We start from the raw sequence: 15269 nt of genomic DNA on the forward strand, positions 1-15269 counted from the left end.
TGTGGCTGTCTGTCAGTGATATGGAGTCTACTTTACCGGCCCGCATCGTTCAATTAGTGAACTGCGTAACGTCTCGCAAATTCAGCAGGTTGCGACAGCATAATCCCTCAATCATGACTGCGGCGGTTTTCGCCCCATCTCGCTGAGAAAACGCTGCTGTAACCGCAGCAACTCCCCCAGTTCAAGCACCCGATAGTCGATACCATAGCGTGGCGCCACCTCGGCAATGATGCGGCTCAACGCGGGATAATGCCGGTGGCTCCAGTGCGGGAACAGGTGATGCGTCAGATGCAGGTTCGCCCCGCCCAGCCAATACCCCAGCCAGCGCGGCCGGGTGCGCCAGTCAAAGGTGGTGGCGAACACGTGGCGATATCTGCCGTGCGGCAACGCCCCCTGCTCCGGCGCCTGATAAAATTTCGCCTTGGCCCAGTGGGTACCGATGATCAACATCACGAACAGCAGCGAAGAGAGCATCTGGCTCAACAGATACACCAGCAGGATCTCGCCGATGCCGATCTCCGGTGGCAGCAGATAACCCGGGATCGCCAGCGCCAGAAGAAAATGCGCCGCTTTGCCGGCCAGAAAAATGCCCCAGCCGCGCGCCCCTTGCTGCGCCATCCGTGCCGCCACCCGGGTTCTTCCCGCCCGATCCAGCCAGTCGAACAGCCAGATGTAGTACGGGAAAGTCATGGCCGCCACCAACGGCCAGTAATATCGCTGTGCGCGCATAAAGGGTTTCCAGCGCTGGAACGGCGTCTGCCGCAGCACGCCGTTGGCGTCGATATCGGGATCGTAGTGTTCGATATTGTTATGCGCATGATGAAAAATAACGTGCCGCACCCGCCAGCAATCAGAGTCCAGCCCGAGCGGGATACTGACCAGGCCGTTCAACCAGCGGTTGGCCCAGGGCCGTTTGAAAAACGCGTTGTGCGAGGCATCGTGCACCACGTTTACCGTCAGAAACATGCCGATAAAGATAAAGCCGAAATAGCAGGCGAAATAGGTCCAGACGTTCCGCTGCTGCAGGCCAGCAACATAACAGAGCGCGCACAGCGCCAGCAGCACCGCCACCTTCGCCAACATGCCGACATCGGCGAAGCGGTGGTCGCGATTGCCCGCCAGATAGTCATGGGCCGCCTGCATCAATGCACGATGCAGCCCGGTATCATCGCGCCGAAAAGCCAGCGGACGCAGCGGCTTCATGGCTGCCCCATGCGGCGTAAAAACTGCTGTTGTTGCGCCAGCAGCTCGCGATAGCCGATACAGCGGTATTCCATGCCGTGCTGTGCGGCCAACTGCGCCACAATGTTGGCCAGCGCCGGATAATGGCGATGATTCCAGCCGGGGAACAGATGGTGGGTCAGGTGATAATTCAGCCCACCGGTCAAATGCTGCAGCCAGCGCGGGGACGTCAGCCAGTCGCAGGCGGTGGCGAAGTTGTGACGATACCAACCGTGCGGCATGCTCGTCCCCTCAGGCGCAGGGTAAAACTCGGCCTGCGCCCAGTGGGTGCCCAGTAACAAGAACACCACCAACAGCGAGGCGCACATCTGGCTGAGCGTGTAGGTCAGCAATATCCACGGCCAGCCAATGCCATTGTGCTGGCACAGCACCAGCGGCACGCCCAGCACCAACAACAGATGTCCAATCTTGCACAGGATAAACATCGCCCAACCGCCACGCCCCGGTAAAATGTTCTTTTCATGCAGCGGGGTTTTGCCCAGGCGATCCGACCAATCAAAAATCCAGGCGATATAAGGCAAGGAGAGCGCGGCGATCAGCGGCCAGTAAAGATGCTGATAACGCATATGCTTGCGCCAGCGCTGGAACGGCGTCTGGCGGAAGAAACCGTTCTCCTCGGTGTCCAGATCGTAATGTTCAACGTTGGCGTAAACGTGGTGATACTCCACATGGCGTACCCGCCAGTAATCCGGATCCACTCCCAATGGCAGCGTCACCAGCCGCCCCACCAGACGGTTCGCCCAGGGCGCGCGCAGAAAAGCATTGTGCGAGGCGTCGTGATTCACATTCACGTTAAGCAGCATCCCCATCATCACAAACAGGAAATAGCAGCCGAAAAACGCCCACGCCTGCAGCTGCATCAGCGCCAAGGCATAAAAACCGCCGCACAACGCCAGCAGCAGTGCCGCCAACGCCAGCCGCCCAGCGTCGGCGTAGCGATGGTCATCCGCCAGATAAGCATGCGCCGCACGCTTAAGCGCGCGATGAAACGCCTGTTCCCCGGCGGCGGGGAAACTCAGCGGCGAAAGCGTGTCAGCCATCGGGTTCTTCCTCCGGTGCAGGCGCCGCTTTCCGCCCCCAGCCCAGTGCCACGCAAAGGGCATGCAGCGCGGTAGCCGCCATGGTGATGTGCCAATAGCGTTGCGGCCAGCCAAGGTACCCCATAAACAGCAGCACAATTCCCAGCGTCACCAGCAGCCAGGCGACAATCGCCCAGCCGCGCCCTTCCGACATGCCGCCCAACGCGACCGACCCCAGCGCCAGCAACGCCAGCAGCGCCATTTGCGGCCAATGAATGTCGGCGTAGCCGTAGCCATACTGGTAGACATAGCCAATCACCAGGGTAAATAACAGCATCGCGCCGCTGAACAGGCTGAATGCCGAGCAGCGGAAACGATCGTTCGCCGTGGCCGGGCGCCGCGCAAGGCGGAAATAACGCAGGAACGGCAGGTTACTGGCCCAAAACGGGTTGGCGGAGGCTTTATCCCCACCGACACCATAGGCAAACGGCGTTTCAGGCAGGCTCGGGCAAAAAGTGCCGAACAGCTTGTCCCAGAAAATAAAACTGCCGCCGAAGTTCTTGTTCGAATAGGCCGGGTCTTTGACATGATGTACCCGGTGGTGGGCCGGAGTGACCAGAATTTTCTCCAGCACGCCAAGCCGGGGCGTCAGAGCATTGTGGTTAAACAGCTGGATGCTGTAATGCAGGATCGAGACCGTGACGAACACCGTCAGCGGCACGCCCACCAGCGCCAGCAGTAAAAAGAACGGTATCGAGGTCAGCGACGAATACCAGGAGTTACGGACCCCCAGCGACAGATTGAAATGCTCGCCCTGGTGGTGCACCACGTGTACCGCCCACAGCACCCGCAGATAATGGTGCAAGCGGTGCAGCCAGTAAAAACCGAAATCCCATGCCAGCAACGCAAACAACCCCATCAACAGCGGCGGCCAGGCATCCAGCAGGCCCAAGCTGAAATGCGCGGCCACATAGCCGTAGCAGGTGATCTCCAGCCCGCGAAACAGCCACAGCATGATATGACCGGAATTCAAATTGAACACCACGTCATGCCAGTTGACCCGCTGGCGTTGCACCCACTGCAATATCCCGGCTTCGCCGACGACGACAAACAGCATGAACACTATCGGCATGGCTAAATCGCTCATCCTGCCTCTCCTTTTACCCTATCTCGCCGGGCGCCTTTAATGTGCAGGGCCAGCCAACCGGCCAGCAACGCCAATAGCGCCCCGCTCGCCAGATCGACAAACAAATGACGGCGCAGTTGCAAAATTGAAACGGCGATCGCCGCCGCCCAAACCAGCAAAAGCACCGTCCTCACCTTACGCTGCCGGTCGCTGAGCGCCCACACCGCCAGCACCGTCAGCGCCATATGCAGCGAAGGCAGGCAATTTTGCGGTGAGTCTACCCCAATCAGGGCCGCCAGCACCTCGGAGCTTAAACCGGTGCCGTGATCCACCGGATATGCCATCGTGGTCGGCCACAGCAGGTATATGGCGCCGGCCCCCAGAGCGGTCAGTTGCATGGCCGTTGCCAGCCATTTGACCCGATGAGCCGGTGCCAGCAAATACCCCAGCGGAATGAGGATAAAGAAAGACAGATACAGCCAAACGGCAGCCGGGCTGAAAGGGATCCAGCAGTCAATCGCCGCAGGCGATATCAGGTGCCCCGCCCCTTGCCACCGATCGGCGCTGGAATAAATGACCCCAACAAATCCCCAGCCCAACAACATTTGCCATAGCCGAAACAGGATTATTTTCATGCCATCCCCGCCAACCGGATGATCCGCCGTCTTTTTCTGTCAAATTCCGGCATCACCGCCTGTACCGTTAATTGCCACTCCAGCAGGTCGGTAGCAATACCCTGTTGGCCAAGCACCTCGACCAGGTGCGCCTGACAATGCGCCAACTCAGCCTGGGTGCCATCGGCAATCAATTGCAAACGCCGTGGCGCGTGTTGAATCAGCCGATAGTCGCTGGTCAGCGGCAGCGCATTGGCGATCGCCCGGCTGCACAAGTCGGCAAAGACCACCTGGGCTTGCCGCTGCCTATCCGGCAGAATCAGTTGATCGTCCCTGCGCCCTTCAATACGGGCAAGCGCCATCGTCGGCTGCCCGCACGGGCAGGCTTCGGGCCGCCTGACCAGCACGTCATCCAGCCGATAACGCACTATCGGCTGGGTGCTGCGGGTAAAGTCGGTGATTAAGGGGGTAAAACGGTGCTCATCGATCCACTGCGGTTCAATATGCAAAAACTCTTCGTTCAGATGCAGCGTACCGTGCGCGCAGGTGGCGGCCAGGAACCCCTCGGTGGCCTGATACACTTCGCCCACCGCCGGAAAAACCTGTGCCAGCAAGCGGCGATCTTGTTCCTCCAACACCTCCGCCACCGAAATCACTTTTTTCACGTTGAGGACGATCTGTTTTTTCAGCACAGCCAGCGCCAACGCGCGCAGTACCTGAGCCGGCGCCACAATCAGAGTCGGTGCTTGCTGCTCCAGGCGCGGCAACTGCGCGGAAAACGGGGCAAACAGATCGTAGAACGCCAGGCTCAACCAGCGATTATTGACGCTCTGATAGAGGTTATTGTCCGCCCGCAGAAACAGCGCGACGCGTTCGCGGGCAAACACCCCTTCCGGCAGCATCTTCGCCAACATGCCGCCCGCCCAGACTTGCTGCTCGCGCGGGCTGACGACAAATAGACCGCGCTGCCCAGAGGTGCCGGAAGACAACCCAACGCTGTATTGACCGATTTTTGGCGTGAAATCCCGCTCCGCCTCGCTGCGCTGCGCACAGGCAAGCAACGTGTCACGCTGCAATCCGGCGGTATTCATTTGGTCGAACTGCGCCATCATCAGTGCCTTGTCCATCCGCGGCCAGGCGGCGATCGGTTGCCGGCTGAAGCGCCTGAAGTAAGGGCTTCTCGCCAGCACTCGGCGGGCGAAGACCTTAAGCCGTTTAGCCTGGTGCGCCTCCAGTGCCGCGCGATCGGCAAACATTAAGCGCCGGGCGCGGAAATAGTGCCACAGCGTCATTAACGGCATCATAGATCCCCCTCGTGGCACAGAAGAATGTTCACGTTGCCGCCCGCCCACAGTTGGTTCAGCCGTTCCAGCGTGCGGTAATAGCCTTTGGGATCGTCCATCACCAGATTGGCCAGCACTGACGGCCCTCGCAGTTGCTGATAGCTCAAGGGCGACCAGGCGGCATCGCTGGCCAACAGCGTCCAGCCGCTCTCGGTGAGAATAAATGCGCCGATATGGCCCGCCGCATGACCGGGTAACGACACCAGCAGGATCTGTCCTTTGCTGCCCGGCAGCACATATCCCCGCTCAAAAGGTGCCAGCAGCGCAGGCAGACTCACCTGCGGAAAGCCCTCGATAAAGTGCAGGCCACTCTCGAAATCGTCGGGGATCAACCCGGGGATAAAAGCGCGTTTTAACGCAGCGAAGCCACGCAGCGAGCGGGTTTTCTGCCAGCCTTCACCGGAACAGATAAACTCGAGTTGGCTAAAATCGCGCAACCCGGCAATGTGGTCGGCGTGAAAGTGCGAAACAATCAGCCCCTGAATATCGTCGGCGGCATAGCCGGCGGCGCGCAACTGTTGCGCCAGCGACTCTGCGGGATCGAAATAGACCGGCGTCATATGGCGGTAAAGGCGAAAAATGCCCGACTGCGTTTGCTGCTGGAAATAGCGCGCATAGCCGGTATCCCACAGCCAGCGGCGGTTCCCCACCTCTAGCAGGTAGGCGCGCGCCGGGAATTTACACACCCGAAATCCCGCCCCGCGCAGCGCCATACAGCCAATGTGGGTGCAGTAGCCCACTTCAAAGACCCTGACCTTAGCCATGGTTCACCCCCTGCGGGTTTTTGAGCCACTCGCCGGTCAGGCGGATCCCCTCGTCCATCGAATAGCGCGGCCGATAGCCCAGCTCTTCAACGGCGCGGGCTTGGCTCAGCGTCATATCGAAATGCACCGCCGCCACGCTGTAGCGCGTCAGCAACGGTTCTTTGCCGGTAAAGCGAGCCAACAGTTCAAGCCCGCCGGCCAAGGCATAGAGTAACGGGTACGGCACCGCTTGCAGTCGGTAATTCAGCCCCAACTGCTGGTGCAACAAGGCGTGCAGCATGTCAGCCAGCCGCTGCGGCTGGTGATTGGTGATGTTGTAAATCGCGCCGGATGCCAACCGGGGCCGGCAACTGGCCAGGTCCATCGCATGCACCACGTTCAACACAAACGTCAGATCCAGCATCGCCCGCCCACCGCCGGGCAAGCGCAACACGCCGCCATCGCGTTCGAGCTGTTGCAACAACCTCGGCACAATCACCCGGTCATGCGGCCCAAACAGGCCCCTGGGGCGCAGAATAACGTAGGTAGTTTGCGGGTAGCGCGGTACCAGCGCCTGCAACCGCTGCTCGGCGGCATACTTGCTGCCTGCGTAATGGTTAGCGAAGCGTCGGGCACGGTAACCCTCATCAACATCCTGATGCGGGTGGAAATCGAAGTAAATCGCCGGGGTGGAAATATGAATAAAACGCCGGATGCCGCACTGGCCGGCCGCCTCCGCCAGTTTTTCCGTCGCGGTAGCATTGGCCTGATAGAACTCGTTTTTGGCGCCCCAGGGTGACGATTTTGCCGCGCAGTGCCAGACCCAATCGCAGTCGGCCATCAGTTGTCGGCACTGCTCCAACGTAGCCTGCGCCAAATCCAGCGGGACAAATTCGGCGCCCATCTGACGCAATTTCTGTCCAGCCTGGCTGTCGCGACCGGTGGCGCGCACCTGATGACCCGCCTCAAGCAACCACTGCGCCGCATTGCGTCCCAGGCCGCTGGTGGCCCCGGTAACCAGCACCTTCATGGCAGCAACACCATGCCGGCCAGCGACAGCCCGGCGGCGGTGCCGATCAGCATCACCGGCTTGCCGGGGTTAAAGCGGTCTTGAGTGACGGCAGCGTGCAGCGCCGTAGGAATGGATGCCGCGACCTGATTGCCGTGGTAGGGATAAATATCCACCAACACCTCGTTGGAAACGTGCAGGCGCTTGCGCATGTGTTCGAGAGAAAGATGGCTCGCCTGATGCGGCACCACGGTGGCGATTTGCGCCAGTGTCAGCCCGCTGGCCGCCAGCAAACGGGCAAGATAGCTTTCGATCAATGCCGAAGCCTGCCTGAACAGCTGTTTGCCCTGCATATGGAACAGGAAATCGCTGGCGGTCATACCGGCACGCGGGTTGCGGCGGGTACCGCCCGCGCGGATCTCGCACAGCTCGCTGCCCTCCGGATAGGTTTCCACCAGGCTCGCCAGAATGCCGCTGGCGCCGTCGCCGCGTTCGACAATGGCGCAGGCCGCGCCGTCGCCAAAGATCAGCGAGGATTCCTCGTGCTCCCAGTCGATGCCACGCGAAGCTAAATCCGCCGACACTATGGCAATGCGCCGATAGGTGCCGGCATTCAGCAGCCCGGCGGCCACCTGCAGGGCGGAGATAAAGCTCACGCAACTGCTGTTGATGTCAAAACCTGGGGTGCCTGGCGCCAGCACGGCCACCTTGAGAATGTGCGCAGCGGTGCAAGGTAGCGCCTGGACAGAAATCGCCGAGGCGGAAATCAGCAGGTCAATCGAGTGTGCGTGAAGCGAGTGGCGGGCCAAGGCGTCATGCAATGCGGCAGCGGCCAGTTCGGCCTGGCTGGCGTCGTCGGTGGCGTGAAAACGGTGAACAATCCCCGAGCGTTTTTCAACATAGCCGGCCGGTTTGCCCAACAGGCTATCGAGCGCGGAGGACGCTATACAGTTTGGCGGCAAAGCCACGCCGGTGGCGATGACTTTGAGAGGTAACAAAGCGGGTGAACCAGAGTGTATTGTCATTATTATTAATAAGTAACCTGAATATCCATAAAGCGACCTCCCGGTGCTGTCGGCATGGCGACGGCGGCAGGTCATCCCCGGTTTTAAATTTCCCAAATGCCCCTTGTTCTGGGCTAGCGATCGTAGTTATGCGGTGCAAGCAACCGGTATCCACCGGCGCAGCCATCGTAACCATACTGAGATATTGACGTCAGGGCAAGACAGCAAAAATGCACCGATTAAGGTGCATTTGTGTTGAGGGCAAGAAGGGGATCTCGCCGTGTTGATTCTGGTGTTGCGATGCTTAGCGGCGGTTGCGCACCAGTTGGTAACGGCGAGTCAGGTATTCCACCGGCACGCTCCAGATATGCACCAGGCGGCAGAACGGGAACAGCACGAACAGCGTCATGCCCAGCACCATATGCAGTTTAAAGATCGGCGCAACGCCCGCCAGGTAGTGCGACGCTCCGGCATGGAAAGTCACCACCGCCTGCGCCCAGGCCACCAGCTTCATCATTTCGCTGCCGTCCATATGTTGGGCGGAGAACGGAATAGTCAGCAGACCGAGGCATACCTGCACCACCAGCAACGTCAGGATCATGATATCGGCAAAGCTGCTGGTGGCGCGCACCCGCGGATTGGTCAGACGGCGTTTCAGCAGCAACGCGCCGCCGATCAGCGTCATCACCCCGCAGGCACCGCCGGCGATCATCGCCAGTTTCTGCTTCACATCGATAGGCAGGAAGGCTTCATACATCCAGTGCGGCGTCAGCATGCCGAGAAAGTGCCCGACGAAGATGCCCAGGATACCGATGTGAAACAGATTGGAGGCCAGACGCACGCCTTTTTTGTCCAACATCTGGCTGGAACCGGCGCGCCAGCTGTATTGCCCGTAATCGTAGCGCAGCCAACTGCCGATCAAAAAAATCGCCCCCGCCAGATAAGGGTAAATATCGAAGAAGAACAGATTCAAAAATTGCATGGTTAGCGTCCTTTGGTTCCGGTTAGCGCCGCTGTCAGGTCCAGGTACTGTGGTGCCACGGCGCCGGCAAAGCGCCGCTGGTGCGCCGTCTGCTGTGCCGAAGCGCAGCCCTGCTCGCCCAGACTGCCCTGCGAAATAAATCGCACCTGTTCCTCTTCCCACACCGCGTCCAGCGCCTGCGGCGTATCGTCCCTGGCCTCACCCGCCACCTGGCTCTCCAGGCTGGCGCTATCGACGCCGCTGCCGGACAGCGTCAGCAACAGATCAAACAGCACCGCATACGGGCTTTCGCGCTGCTGCAACCGGGCGCCGAGCAGCGCCAGAATCGGGGCGATGTCCTGCAACCCTTCAGCGGCCTGCGCCTGGCTGCGGCTGGCGAGATACTCCAGATACAACGGCAGAAAATCCGGCAGTTCGCGGCTGTCGATCTCCAGCCCGGCGGTGCGGTATTGCGCCATCAGATCGACCATCGCCTGGCCGCGATCGCGCGATTCGCCGTGCACGTGTTCAAACAGCAGCAGCGAGGTGGCGCGGCCCCGATCGAACAGCTCGCAGTATTCGGCCTGCACGTCCAGCAGCGGACGGGCGCAGAAGCGGCGAATAAACAAAATCAGCTGCGCGCTGCGGTGCAAATCCAGCTCGTTGGCCGGCTCCAGCGCCTCGATCAGCGCCTTCTGGTGGTCAAACAAAGCCTGCTCCGGGTAATCCAGCAGGCGAGCAATCACTTTCAGGCTAATCATGAGATATCCTTCTGACGGCCGGTTTTCTGCGTCACATCGATAGCGTCGATGCGGCGGCTGTTGAACAGGTTGAATTTACCGTCGCTGCCGTGGCAACCGTCGCCAAAGCTGAAACCGCAGCCTTTGCTTTCCGGGAAGGCTTCTCGCGCCAGTTCGCGGTGGCTGGACGGGATAACGAAACGGTCCTCGTAGTTGGCGATCGCCAGATAGCGATACATTTCCTGCGCCTGCGCTTCGCTCAGCCCCACCTGCTCCAGCGCGCTGGTGTCCACCACGCCGTCCACGGTTTCCGCGCGCTTGTAGTGGCGCATCGCCAGCATGCGTTTCAGCGCCAACAGCACTGGCGCGGTATCACCGGCGGTCAGCAAATTCGCCAGATATTGCACCGGGATACGCAGGCTCTCCACGTCCGGCAGGACGCCGCTGTGCGCCAGCTCGCCGGCATCTGCGGCGGATTGAATCGGCGACAACGGCGGCACGTACCACACCATCGGCAAGGTGCGGTATTCCGGGTGCAGCGGCAGAGCCAGCTTCCAGTCCATCGCCATTTTGTATACCGGCGACTGCCGGGCGGCCTCAATCACCCCTTGCGGAACGCCATCCTTCAGCGCCTGAGCAATCACCGCCGGGTCATGCGGATCGAGGAAGATGTCCAGCTGGCTCTGGTAGAGGTCTTTCTCATGCTCAACGGCGGCCGCCTGTTCAATGCGATCGGCGTCATACAACAGGACGCCCAGATAACGGATACGGCCGACGCAGGTTTCCGAACAGACCGTCGGCTGGCCGGACTCAATACGCGGATAACAGAAGATGCACTTCTCGGACTTGCCGCTCTTCCAGTTGAAATAGATTTTCTTGTACGGGCAGCCGGTCAGGCACATGCGCCAACCGCGGCATTTATCCTGATCGATCAGCACAATGCCGTCTTCGCCGCGCTTGTAGATCGCCCCGCTCGGGCAGGTGGCGACGCAGGCCGGGTTGAGGCAGTGTTCGCACAGGCGCGGCAGATACATCATGAAGGTGTTTTCGAACTGGCCGTACATCGCCTTCTGCATGTTGTCGAAGTTTTTGTCCTGAGCGCGTTTTTCGAATTCGCCGCCGAGGATCTCCTCCCAGTTCGGGCCGTTTTCGATCTTCTTCATGCGCTGGCCGGTGATCAGCGAACGCGGCCGTGCGATCGGCTGATGCTTGCCCTGCGGCGCGGTATGCAGATTCTGGTAGTCGTAGTCGAACGGCTCGTAATAGTCGTCCAGCGCCGGCACGTCCGGGTTGGCGAAAATCTTCGACAGCAGGCCAACGCGGCTGCCCATGCGCGGTTCCAGCTTGCCGTTGATTTTACGGATCCAGCCGCCCTTCCATTTGTCCTGATCTTCCCAGGCGTGCGGATAGCCGACGCCCGGTTTGCTTTCCACGTTGTTGAACCAGGCGTATTCCATGCCCTCACGGCTGGTCCAGACGTTCTTGCAGGTCACCGAGCAGGTGTGGCAACCGATGCATTTGTCCAGGTTCAGCACCATGCCGACTTGCGAACGAATTTTCATTTTGCTTTCTCCTGCTGGCTGCCCTGCGAGTCGTCGTTGCCTTCACCGTCTAACCAGTCGATCCGGTTCATTTTGCGCACCACCACGAACTCGTCGCGGTTGGAACCGACGGTGCCGTAATAGTTAAAGCCGTAGGCCAACTGCGCATAACCGCCGATCATGTGGGTCGGTTTCGGGCAAACGCGGGTCACCGAATTGTGGATGCCGCCGCGCTGGCTGGTGATTTCCGAACCGGGAATATTCACGATGCGCTCCTGCGCGTGGTACATCATGGTCATGCCCGCCGGAATGCGCTGGCTGACCACCGCTCGTGCGGTCAGCGCGCCGTTGGCGTTAAAGGCCTCGATCCAGTCGTTGTCCTTGATGCCCAGATCCTGGGCGTCGTCTTCACTCATCCAGACAATCGGCCCGCCGCGCGACAGAGTCAGCATCAGCAGGTTGTCGCTGTAGGTGGAGTGAATGCCCCATTTCTGGTGCGGTGTCAGGAAATTCAGCGCCTTCTCTTTATTGCCGTTCGGCTTCCGGTTCAGCAGTGGCTGCGCGGCGCGGGTGTCGATCGGCGGGCGATACACCAGCAGGCTTTCGCCAAAGGCGCGCATCCATTCGTGATCCTGATACAGCTGCTGGCGACCGCTGAGGGTGCGCCAAGGGATCAGCTCATGCACGTTGGTGTAACAGGCGTTATACGACACATGCTCATCTTCCAACCCTGACCAGGTAGGGCTGGAGATGATTTTGCGCGGCTGGGCCTGGATATCGCGGAAGCGGATCTTTTCGTCTTCCTTGTTCAGCGCCAGATGGCGGTGATCGCGGCCGGTAATGTTGCCCAACGCTTCCCACGCCTTGACCGCCACCTGCCCGTTGGTTTCCGGCGCCAGCGACAAAATCACCTCTGCGGCGTCGATCGCGCTTTCAATCTTCGGCCGGCCCACCGCCGGGCCTTCGGTTTTCACGTAGTTGAGCTTTTTCAGGAAATCGACTTCGGTCTGGGTATTCCAGGTGATGCCTTTGCCGCCGTTGCCCAGCTTGTCCAGCAACGGCCCCAGCGAGGTAAAACGCTCGTAGGTGGCCGGGTAGTCACGCTCCACCACCAAGATGTGCGGCGCGGTTTTACCGGGGATCAGCTCGCATTCGCCCTTCTTCCAGTCTTTCACCCCATAAGGTTGCGCCAGTTCTGCCGGGGAGTCGTGCTGGATAGGCAGCGTCACCACGTCGGTTTCCTGCGCCAAATGCCCTACGCACACCTCGGAGAAGGCTTTGGCGATGCCCTTGTAGATCTCCCAGTCGCTCTTGGAATCCCAGGCCGGATCGACCGCCGCCGACAGCGGGTGAATGAACGGATGCATGTCCGAGGTATTCATGTCGTCTTTTTCGTACCAGGTGGCGGTCGGCAGCACGATGTCAGAGTAAAGGCAGGTGCTGGACATGCGGAAATCGAGCGTCACCACCAGATCCAGCTTGCCTTCACCGCCGTTATCCCGCCATTCCACTTCCTGCGGCTTGGCAGCGCCCTGTTGGCCCAGATCCTTGCCCTGAATGCCGTTTTCAGTGCCCAGCAGGTATTTGAGCATGTACTCATGGCCCTTGCCGGAGGAGCCCAGGAGGTTGGAACGCCAGACGAACAGGTTACGCGGGAAGTTCTGCGGGTTGTCCGGTTGTTCGGCGGCGAAGCCAAGCCGCCCCGTCTTCAGCGCGTCGACGGTGAAATCTACCGGCGTCTGCCCGGCGGCTTTCGCTTGCGCCGCCAGATGCAGCGGGTTAACGCCCAGCTGTGGCGCAGAGGGCAACCACCCCATGCGTTCGGCACGCACGTTGAGATCGATCAGGCTGCCGCCAAAGCGCGACTTGTCCGCCAGCGGCGACAACAGCTCTTCGGTTGCGACGGTTTCATAGCGCCATTGGCTGGAGTGGTTATAGAAGAACGAGGTGCTGTTCATATGGCGCGGCGGACGTTGCCAGTCGAGACCGAACGCCAGCGGCAGCCAACCGGTTTGCGGCCGCAGTTTTTCCTGGCCGACATAGTGTGCCCAGCCGCCGCCGCTTTGGCCGACGCAACCGCAGAAGATCAGCATGTTGATCAGGCCGCGGTAGGTCATGTCCATGTGGTACCAGTGGTTGACGCCGGCACCCACGATAATCATTGAGCGGCCACGGGTTTTCTCGGCGTTGTCGGCGAATTCGCGGGCGATGCGGATAATATTGTGGCGCGATACGCCGGTGATCTGCTCGGCCCAGGCCGGCGTGTAAGCTTTGACGTCGTCGTAATTCGCGGCGCAGTTGGCGTCGTCCAGGCCACGTTCCAACCCGTAGTTGGCCAGCGTCAGATCGTAGACGCTGGTGACCAAAGCTTCGCTGCCGTCCGCCAGGCGCAGACGTTTTACCGGCAGCTTGTGCAGCAGGATCTCGTCCAGCGCCACGCTGTTAAAGTGCTCGCCCTCGGTTTTTATGCCGCCAAAATACGGGAAGCCCACCTCGGCTATTTCGTCATGAACGCCCATCAGGCTGAGCTGCAGCTCCACATCCTGCTGGCCCTTGCCTTCACGTTGTTCCAGGTTCCATTTGCCCTGCTCGCCCCAACGGAAACCGATGGACCCTTGCGGCGCCACCAGTTCACCGCTGCGCTGGTCGATAGCAACGGTTTTCCACTCCGGATTGTTTTCCTGCCCCAGGCCGTCCACCAGATCGGCGGCGCGCAGCAGGCGGCCGGCGGCGTAATAACCTGCTTCACGCGGCTCCAGCACGACCAACATCGGCATATCGGTGTAGCGGCGCACATAGTCGCGGAAATAACCGACCTCGCGATCCAGGTGGAATTCTTTCAACATCACGTGGCCCATCGCCAGCGCCATAGCGCTGTCGGTCCCCTGCTTGGGGTTCAACCATTGGTCGCACAGCTTGGCCACTTCGGCGTAGTCCGGCGTCACCGCCACGGTTTTGGTGCCTTTGTAGCGCACTTCGGTGAAGAAATGGGCATCCGGGGTGCGAGTCTGCGGCACGTTAGAGCCCCAGGCGATGATATAGGAGGAATTGTACCAGTCGGCAGATTCCGGCACATCGGTCTGCTCGCCCCAGGTCATCGGCGAAGCCGGTGGCAGATCGCAATACCAATCGTAGAAGCTCAGGCAGGTACCGCCGATCAGTGACAGATAACGGGCGCCGGCGGCGTAGGACACCATGGACATCGCCGGGATCGGCGAGAAACCGATGATGCGGTCCGGGCCGAAGGTTTTGGCGGTATAAACGTTGGAGGCGGCGATCAGTTCGTTCACCTCCTGCCAGCTGGAGCGCACAAAGCCGCCGCGGCCGCGGGCTACCTTATAGCTCTTTGACTTTTCGGGGTCGGAGACGATAGAGCCCCAGGCATCGACCGGATCGCTGTGCAGTGCCTTCGCCTCACGCCACAGTGCGATCAGACGTTTACGCATCAGCGGATATTTCAGTCGGTTGGCGCTGTACAGATACCAGGAATAGCTGGCGCCGCGTGGGCAGCCGCGCGGTTCATGGTTGGGCAGATCGGGGCGGGTGCGCGGGTAATCGGTCTGCTGGGTTTCCCAGGTCACCAGGCCGTTTTTGACGTAAATCTTCCAACTGCAAGAGCCGGTGCAGTTCACTCCGTGGGTCGAGCGCACAATCTTGTCGTGCTGCCAGCGGCTGCGGTAGCCGTCTTCCCAGTCGCGGTTGGTGTTCAGCGTCTGGCCATGATCGCCAGAAAAAGGTTCCGCCAGTTGCTTAAAATAGCGGAAACGGTCTAGAAACTTGCTCATCCGGAGTTCTCCTGAAGGCTTTTAATATTTTTACCCTATGGATTTCAAGTGCGGGTAACAGCGCTGCGGCTTGAAATACGGCGGGCAAATGACATTGCTCAATCTGCCGCCAGCCTACTGAGGCGACAAAGGCGGCAAATTG

General features: G+C 60.2%; 12 protein-coding genes. All 12 read right to left on the reverse strand.

Annotated elements, in window-relative coordinates:
• Window positions 1-111: 111 nt before the first annotated feature.
• Window positions 112-1203, reverse strand: coding sequence for a fatty acid desaturase family protein (locus tag ACTJJ1_RS08470; protein ID WP_409442707.1), 1092 nt, complete (start codon window positions 1201-1203; stop codon window positions 112-114).
• Window positions 1200-2282 (reverse strand): acyl-CoA desaturase, encoded by a 1083-nt coding sequence (locus tag ACTJJ1_RS08475; RefSeq protein ID WP_440833108.1) that lies wholly within the window; start codon window positions 2280-2282, stop codon window positions 1200-1202. The genes ACTJJ1_RS08470 and ACTJJ1_RS08475 overlap by 4 nt, the downstream gene beginning before the upstream one ends.
• A complete protein-coding gene (locus ACTJJ1_RS08480; RefSeq protein ID WP_440833110.1) occupies window positions 2275-3408 on the reverse strand; it encodes a sterol desaturase family protein in 1134 nt (377 codons plus the stop codon). Before ACTJJ1_RS08480 ends, ACTJJ1_RS08475 begins: the two co-directional genes overlap by 8 nt.
• Window positions 3405-4022, reverse strand: coding sequence for a phosphatase PAP2 family protein (locus tag ACTJJ1_RS08485; protein WP_440833112.1), 618 nt, complete (start codon window positions 4020-4022; stop codon window positions 3405-3407). The genes ACTJJ1_RS08480 and ACTJJ1_RS08485 overlap by 4 nt, the downstream gene beginning before the upstream one ends.
• Window positions 4019-5305 carry a F390 synthetase-related protein gene (locus ACTJJ1_RS08490; RefSeq protein WP_421412774.1) on the reverse strand — a complete coding sequence of 429 codons (1287 nt, stop codon included), beginning with the start codon at window positions 5303-5305 and terminating at the stop codon, window positions 4019-4021. The genes ACTJJ1_RS08485 and ACTJJ1_RS08490 overlap by 4 nt, the downstream gene beginning before the upstream one ends.
• Window positions 5302-6108, reverse strand: coding sequence for an MBL fold metallo-hydrolase (locus tag ACTJJ1_RS08495; protein WP_440833114.1), 807 nt, complete (start codon window positions 6106-6108; stop codon window positions 5302-5304). Before ACTJJ1_RS08495 ends, ACTJJ1_RS08490 begins: the two co-directional genes overlap by 4 nt.
• On the reverse strand, window positions 6101-7117 hold the full coding sequence (locus tag ACTJJ1_RS08500) for an NAD-dependent epimerase/dehydratase family protein (RefSeq protein WP_440833116.1): 1017 nt from the start codon (window positions 7115-7117) through the stop codon (window positions 6101-6103). Before ACTJJ1_RS08500 ends, ACTJJ1_RS08495 begins: the two co-directional genes overlap by 8 nt.
• On the reverse strand, window positions 7114-8121 hold the full coding sequence (locus tag ACTJJ1_RS08505) for a 3-oxoacyl-[acyl-carrier-protein] synthase III C-terminal domain-containing protein (RefSeq protein ID WP_440833118.1): 1008 nt from the start codon (window positions 8119-8121) through the stop codon (window positions 7114-7116). Before ACTJJ1_RS08505 ends, ACTJJ1_RS08500 begins: the two co-directional genes overlap by 4 nt.
• A gap of 283 nt (window positions 8122-8404) precedes the next feature.
• On the reverse strand, window positions 8405-9082 hold the full coding sequence (gene narI / locus ACTJJ1_RS08510; RefSeq protein ID WP_440833120.1) for a respiratory nitrate reductase subunit gamma: 678 nt from the start codon (window positions 9080-9082) through the stop codon (window positions 8405-8407).
• Between the two features lie 2 nt (window positions 9083-9084).
• The gene (gene narJ, locus ACTJJ1_RS08515; protein ID WP_440833122.1) at window positions 9085-9822 is read right to left on the reverse strand and encodes a nitrate reductase molybdenum cofactor assembly chaperone; all 738 of its coding nucleotides are present in this window, start codon (window positions 9820-9822) and stop codon (window positions 9085-9087) included.
• Window positions 9819-11363 (reverse strand): nitrate reductase subunit beta, encoded by a 1545-nt coding sequence (gene narH, locus ACTJJ1_RS08520; protein ID WP_004945784.1) that lies wholly within the window; start codon window positions 11361-11363, stop codon window positions 9819-9821. The genes narJ and narH overlap by 4 nt, the downstream gene beginning before the upstream one ends.
• Window positions 11360-15127, reverse strand: coding sequence for a nitrate reductase subunit alpha (locus ACTJJ1_RS08525; RefSeq protein ID WP_409442711.1), 3768 nt, complete (start codon window positions 15125-15127; stop codon window positions 11360-11362). Before ACTJJ1_RS08525 ends, narH begins: the two co-directional genes overlap by 4 nt.
• Between the last annotated feature and the right edge of the window lie 142 nt (window positions 15128-15269).

It is taken from the genome of Serratia sp. 22264, assembly GCF_052045345.1.
GTDB classification, from domain to species: domain Bacteria; phylum Pseudomonadota; class Gammaproteobacteria; order Enterobacterales; family Enterobacteriaceae; genus Serratia; species Serratia plymuthica.

Excerpts from the sequence above, each read along its gene's own strand:
- narJ (WP_440833122.1), bottom strand. The coding sequence starts at position 9,822 with ATGATTAGCCTGAAAGTGATTGCTCGCCTGCTGGATTACCCGGAGCAG.
- ACTJJ1_RS08500 (WP_440833116.1), bottom strand. The coding sequence starts at position 7,117 with ATGAAGGTGCTGGTTACCGGGGCCACCAGCGGCCTGGGACGCAATGCG.
- ACTJJ1_RS08505 (WP_440833118.1), bottom strand. The coding sequence starts at position 8,121 with ATGACAATACACTCTGGTTCACCCGCTTTGTTACCTCTCAAAGTCATC.
- ACTJJ1_RS08480 (WP_440833110.1), bottom strand. The coding sequence starts at position 3,408 with ATGAGCGATTTAGCCATGCCGATAGTGTTCATGCTGTTTGTCGTCGTC.
- ACTJJ1_RS08495 (WP_440833114.1), bottom strand. The coding sequence starts at position 6,108 with ATGGCTAAGGTCAGGGTCTTTGAAGTGGGCTACTGCACCCACATTGGC.
- narI (WP_440833120.1), bottom strand. The coding sequence starts at position 9,082 with ATGCAATTTTTGAATCTGTTCTTCTTCGATATTTACCCTTATCTGGCG.
- ACTJJ1_RS08490 (WP_421412774.1), bottom strand. The coding sequence starts at position 5,305 with ATGATGCCGTTAATGACGCTGTGGCACTATTTCCGCGCCCGGCGCTTA.
- ACTJJ1_RS08525 (WP_409442711.1), bottom strand. The coding sequence starts at position 15,127 with ATGAGCAAGTTTCTAGACCGTTTCCGCTATTTTAAGCAACTGGCGGAA.
- ACTJJ1_RS08475 (WP_440833108.1), bottom strand. The coding sequence starts at position 2,282 with ATGGCTGACACGCTTTCGCCGCTGAGTTTCCCCGCCGCCGGGGAACAG.
- ACTJJ1_RS08485 (WP_440833112.1), bottom strand. The coding sequence starts at position 4,022 with ATGAAAATAATCCTGTTTCGGCTATGGCAAATGTTGTTGGGCTGGGGA.
- ACTJJ1_RS08470 (WP_409442707.1), bottom strand. The coding sequence starts at position 1,203 with ATGAAGCCGCTGCGTCCGCTGGCTTTTCGGCGCGATGATACCGGGCTG.
- narH (WP_004945784.1), bottom strand. The coding sequence starts at position 11,363 with ATGAAAATTCGTTCGCAAGTCGGCATGGTGCTGAACCTGGACAAATGC.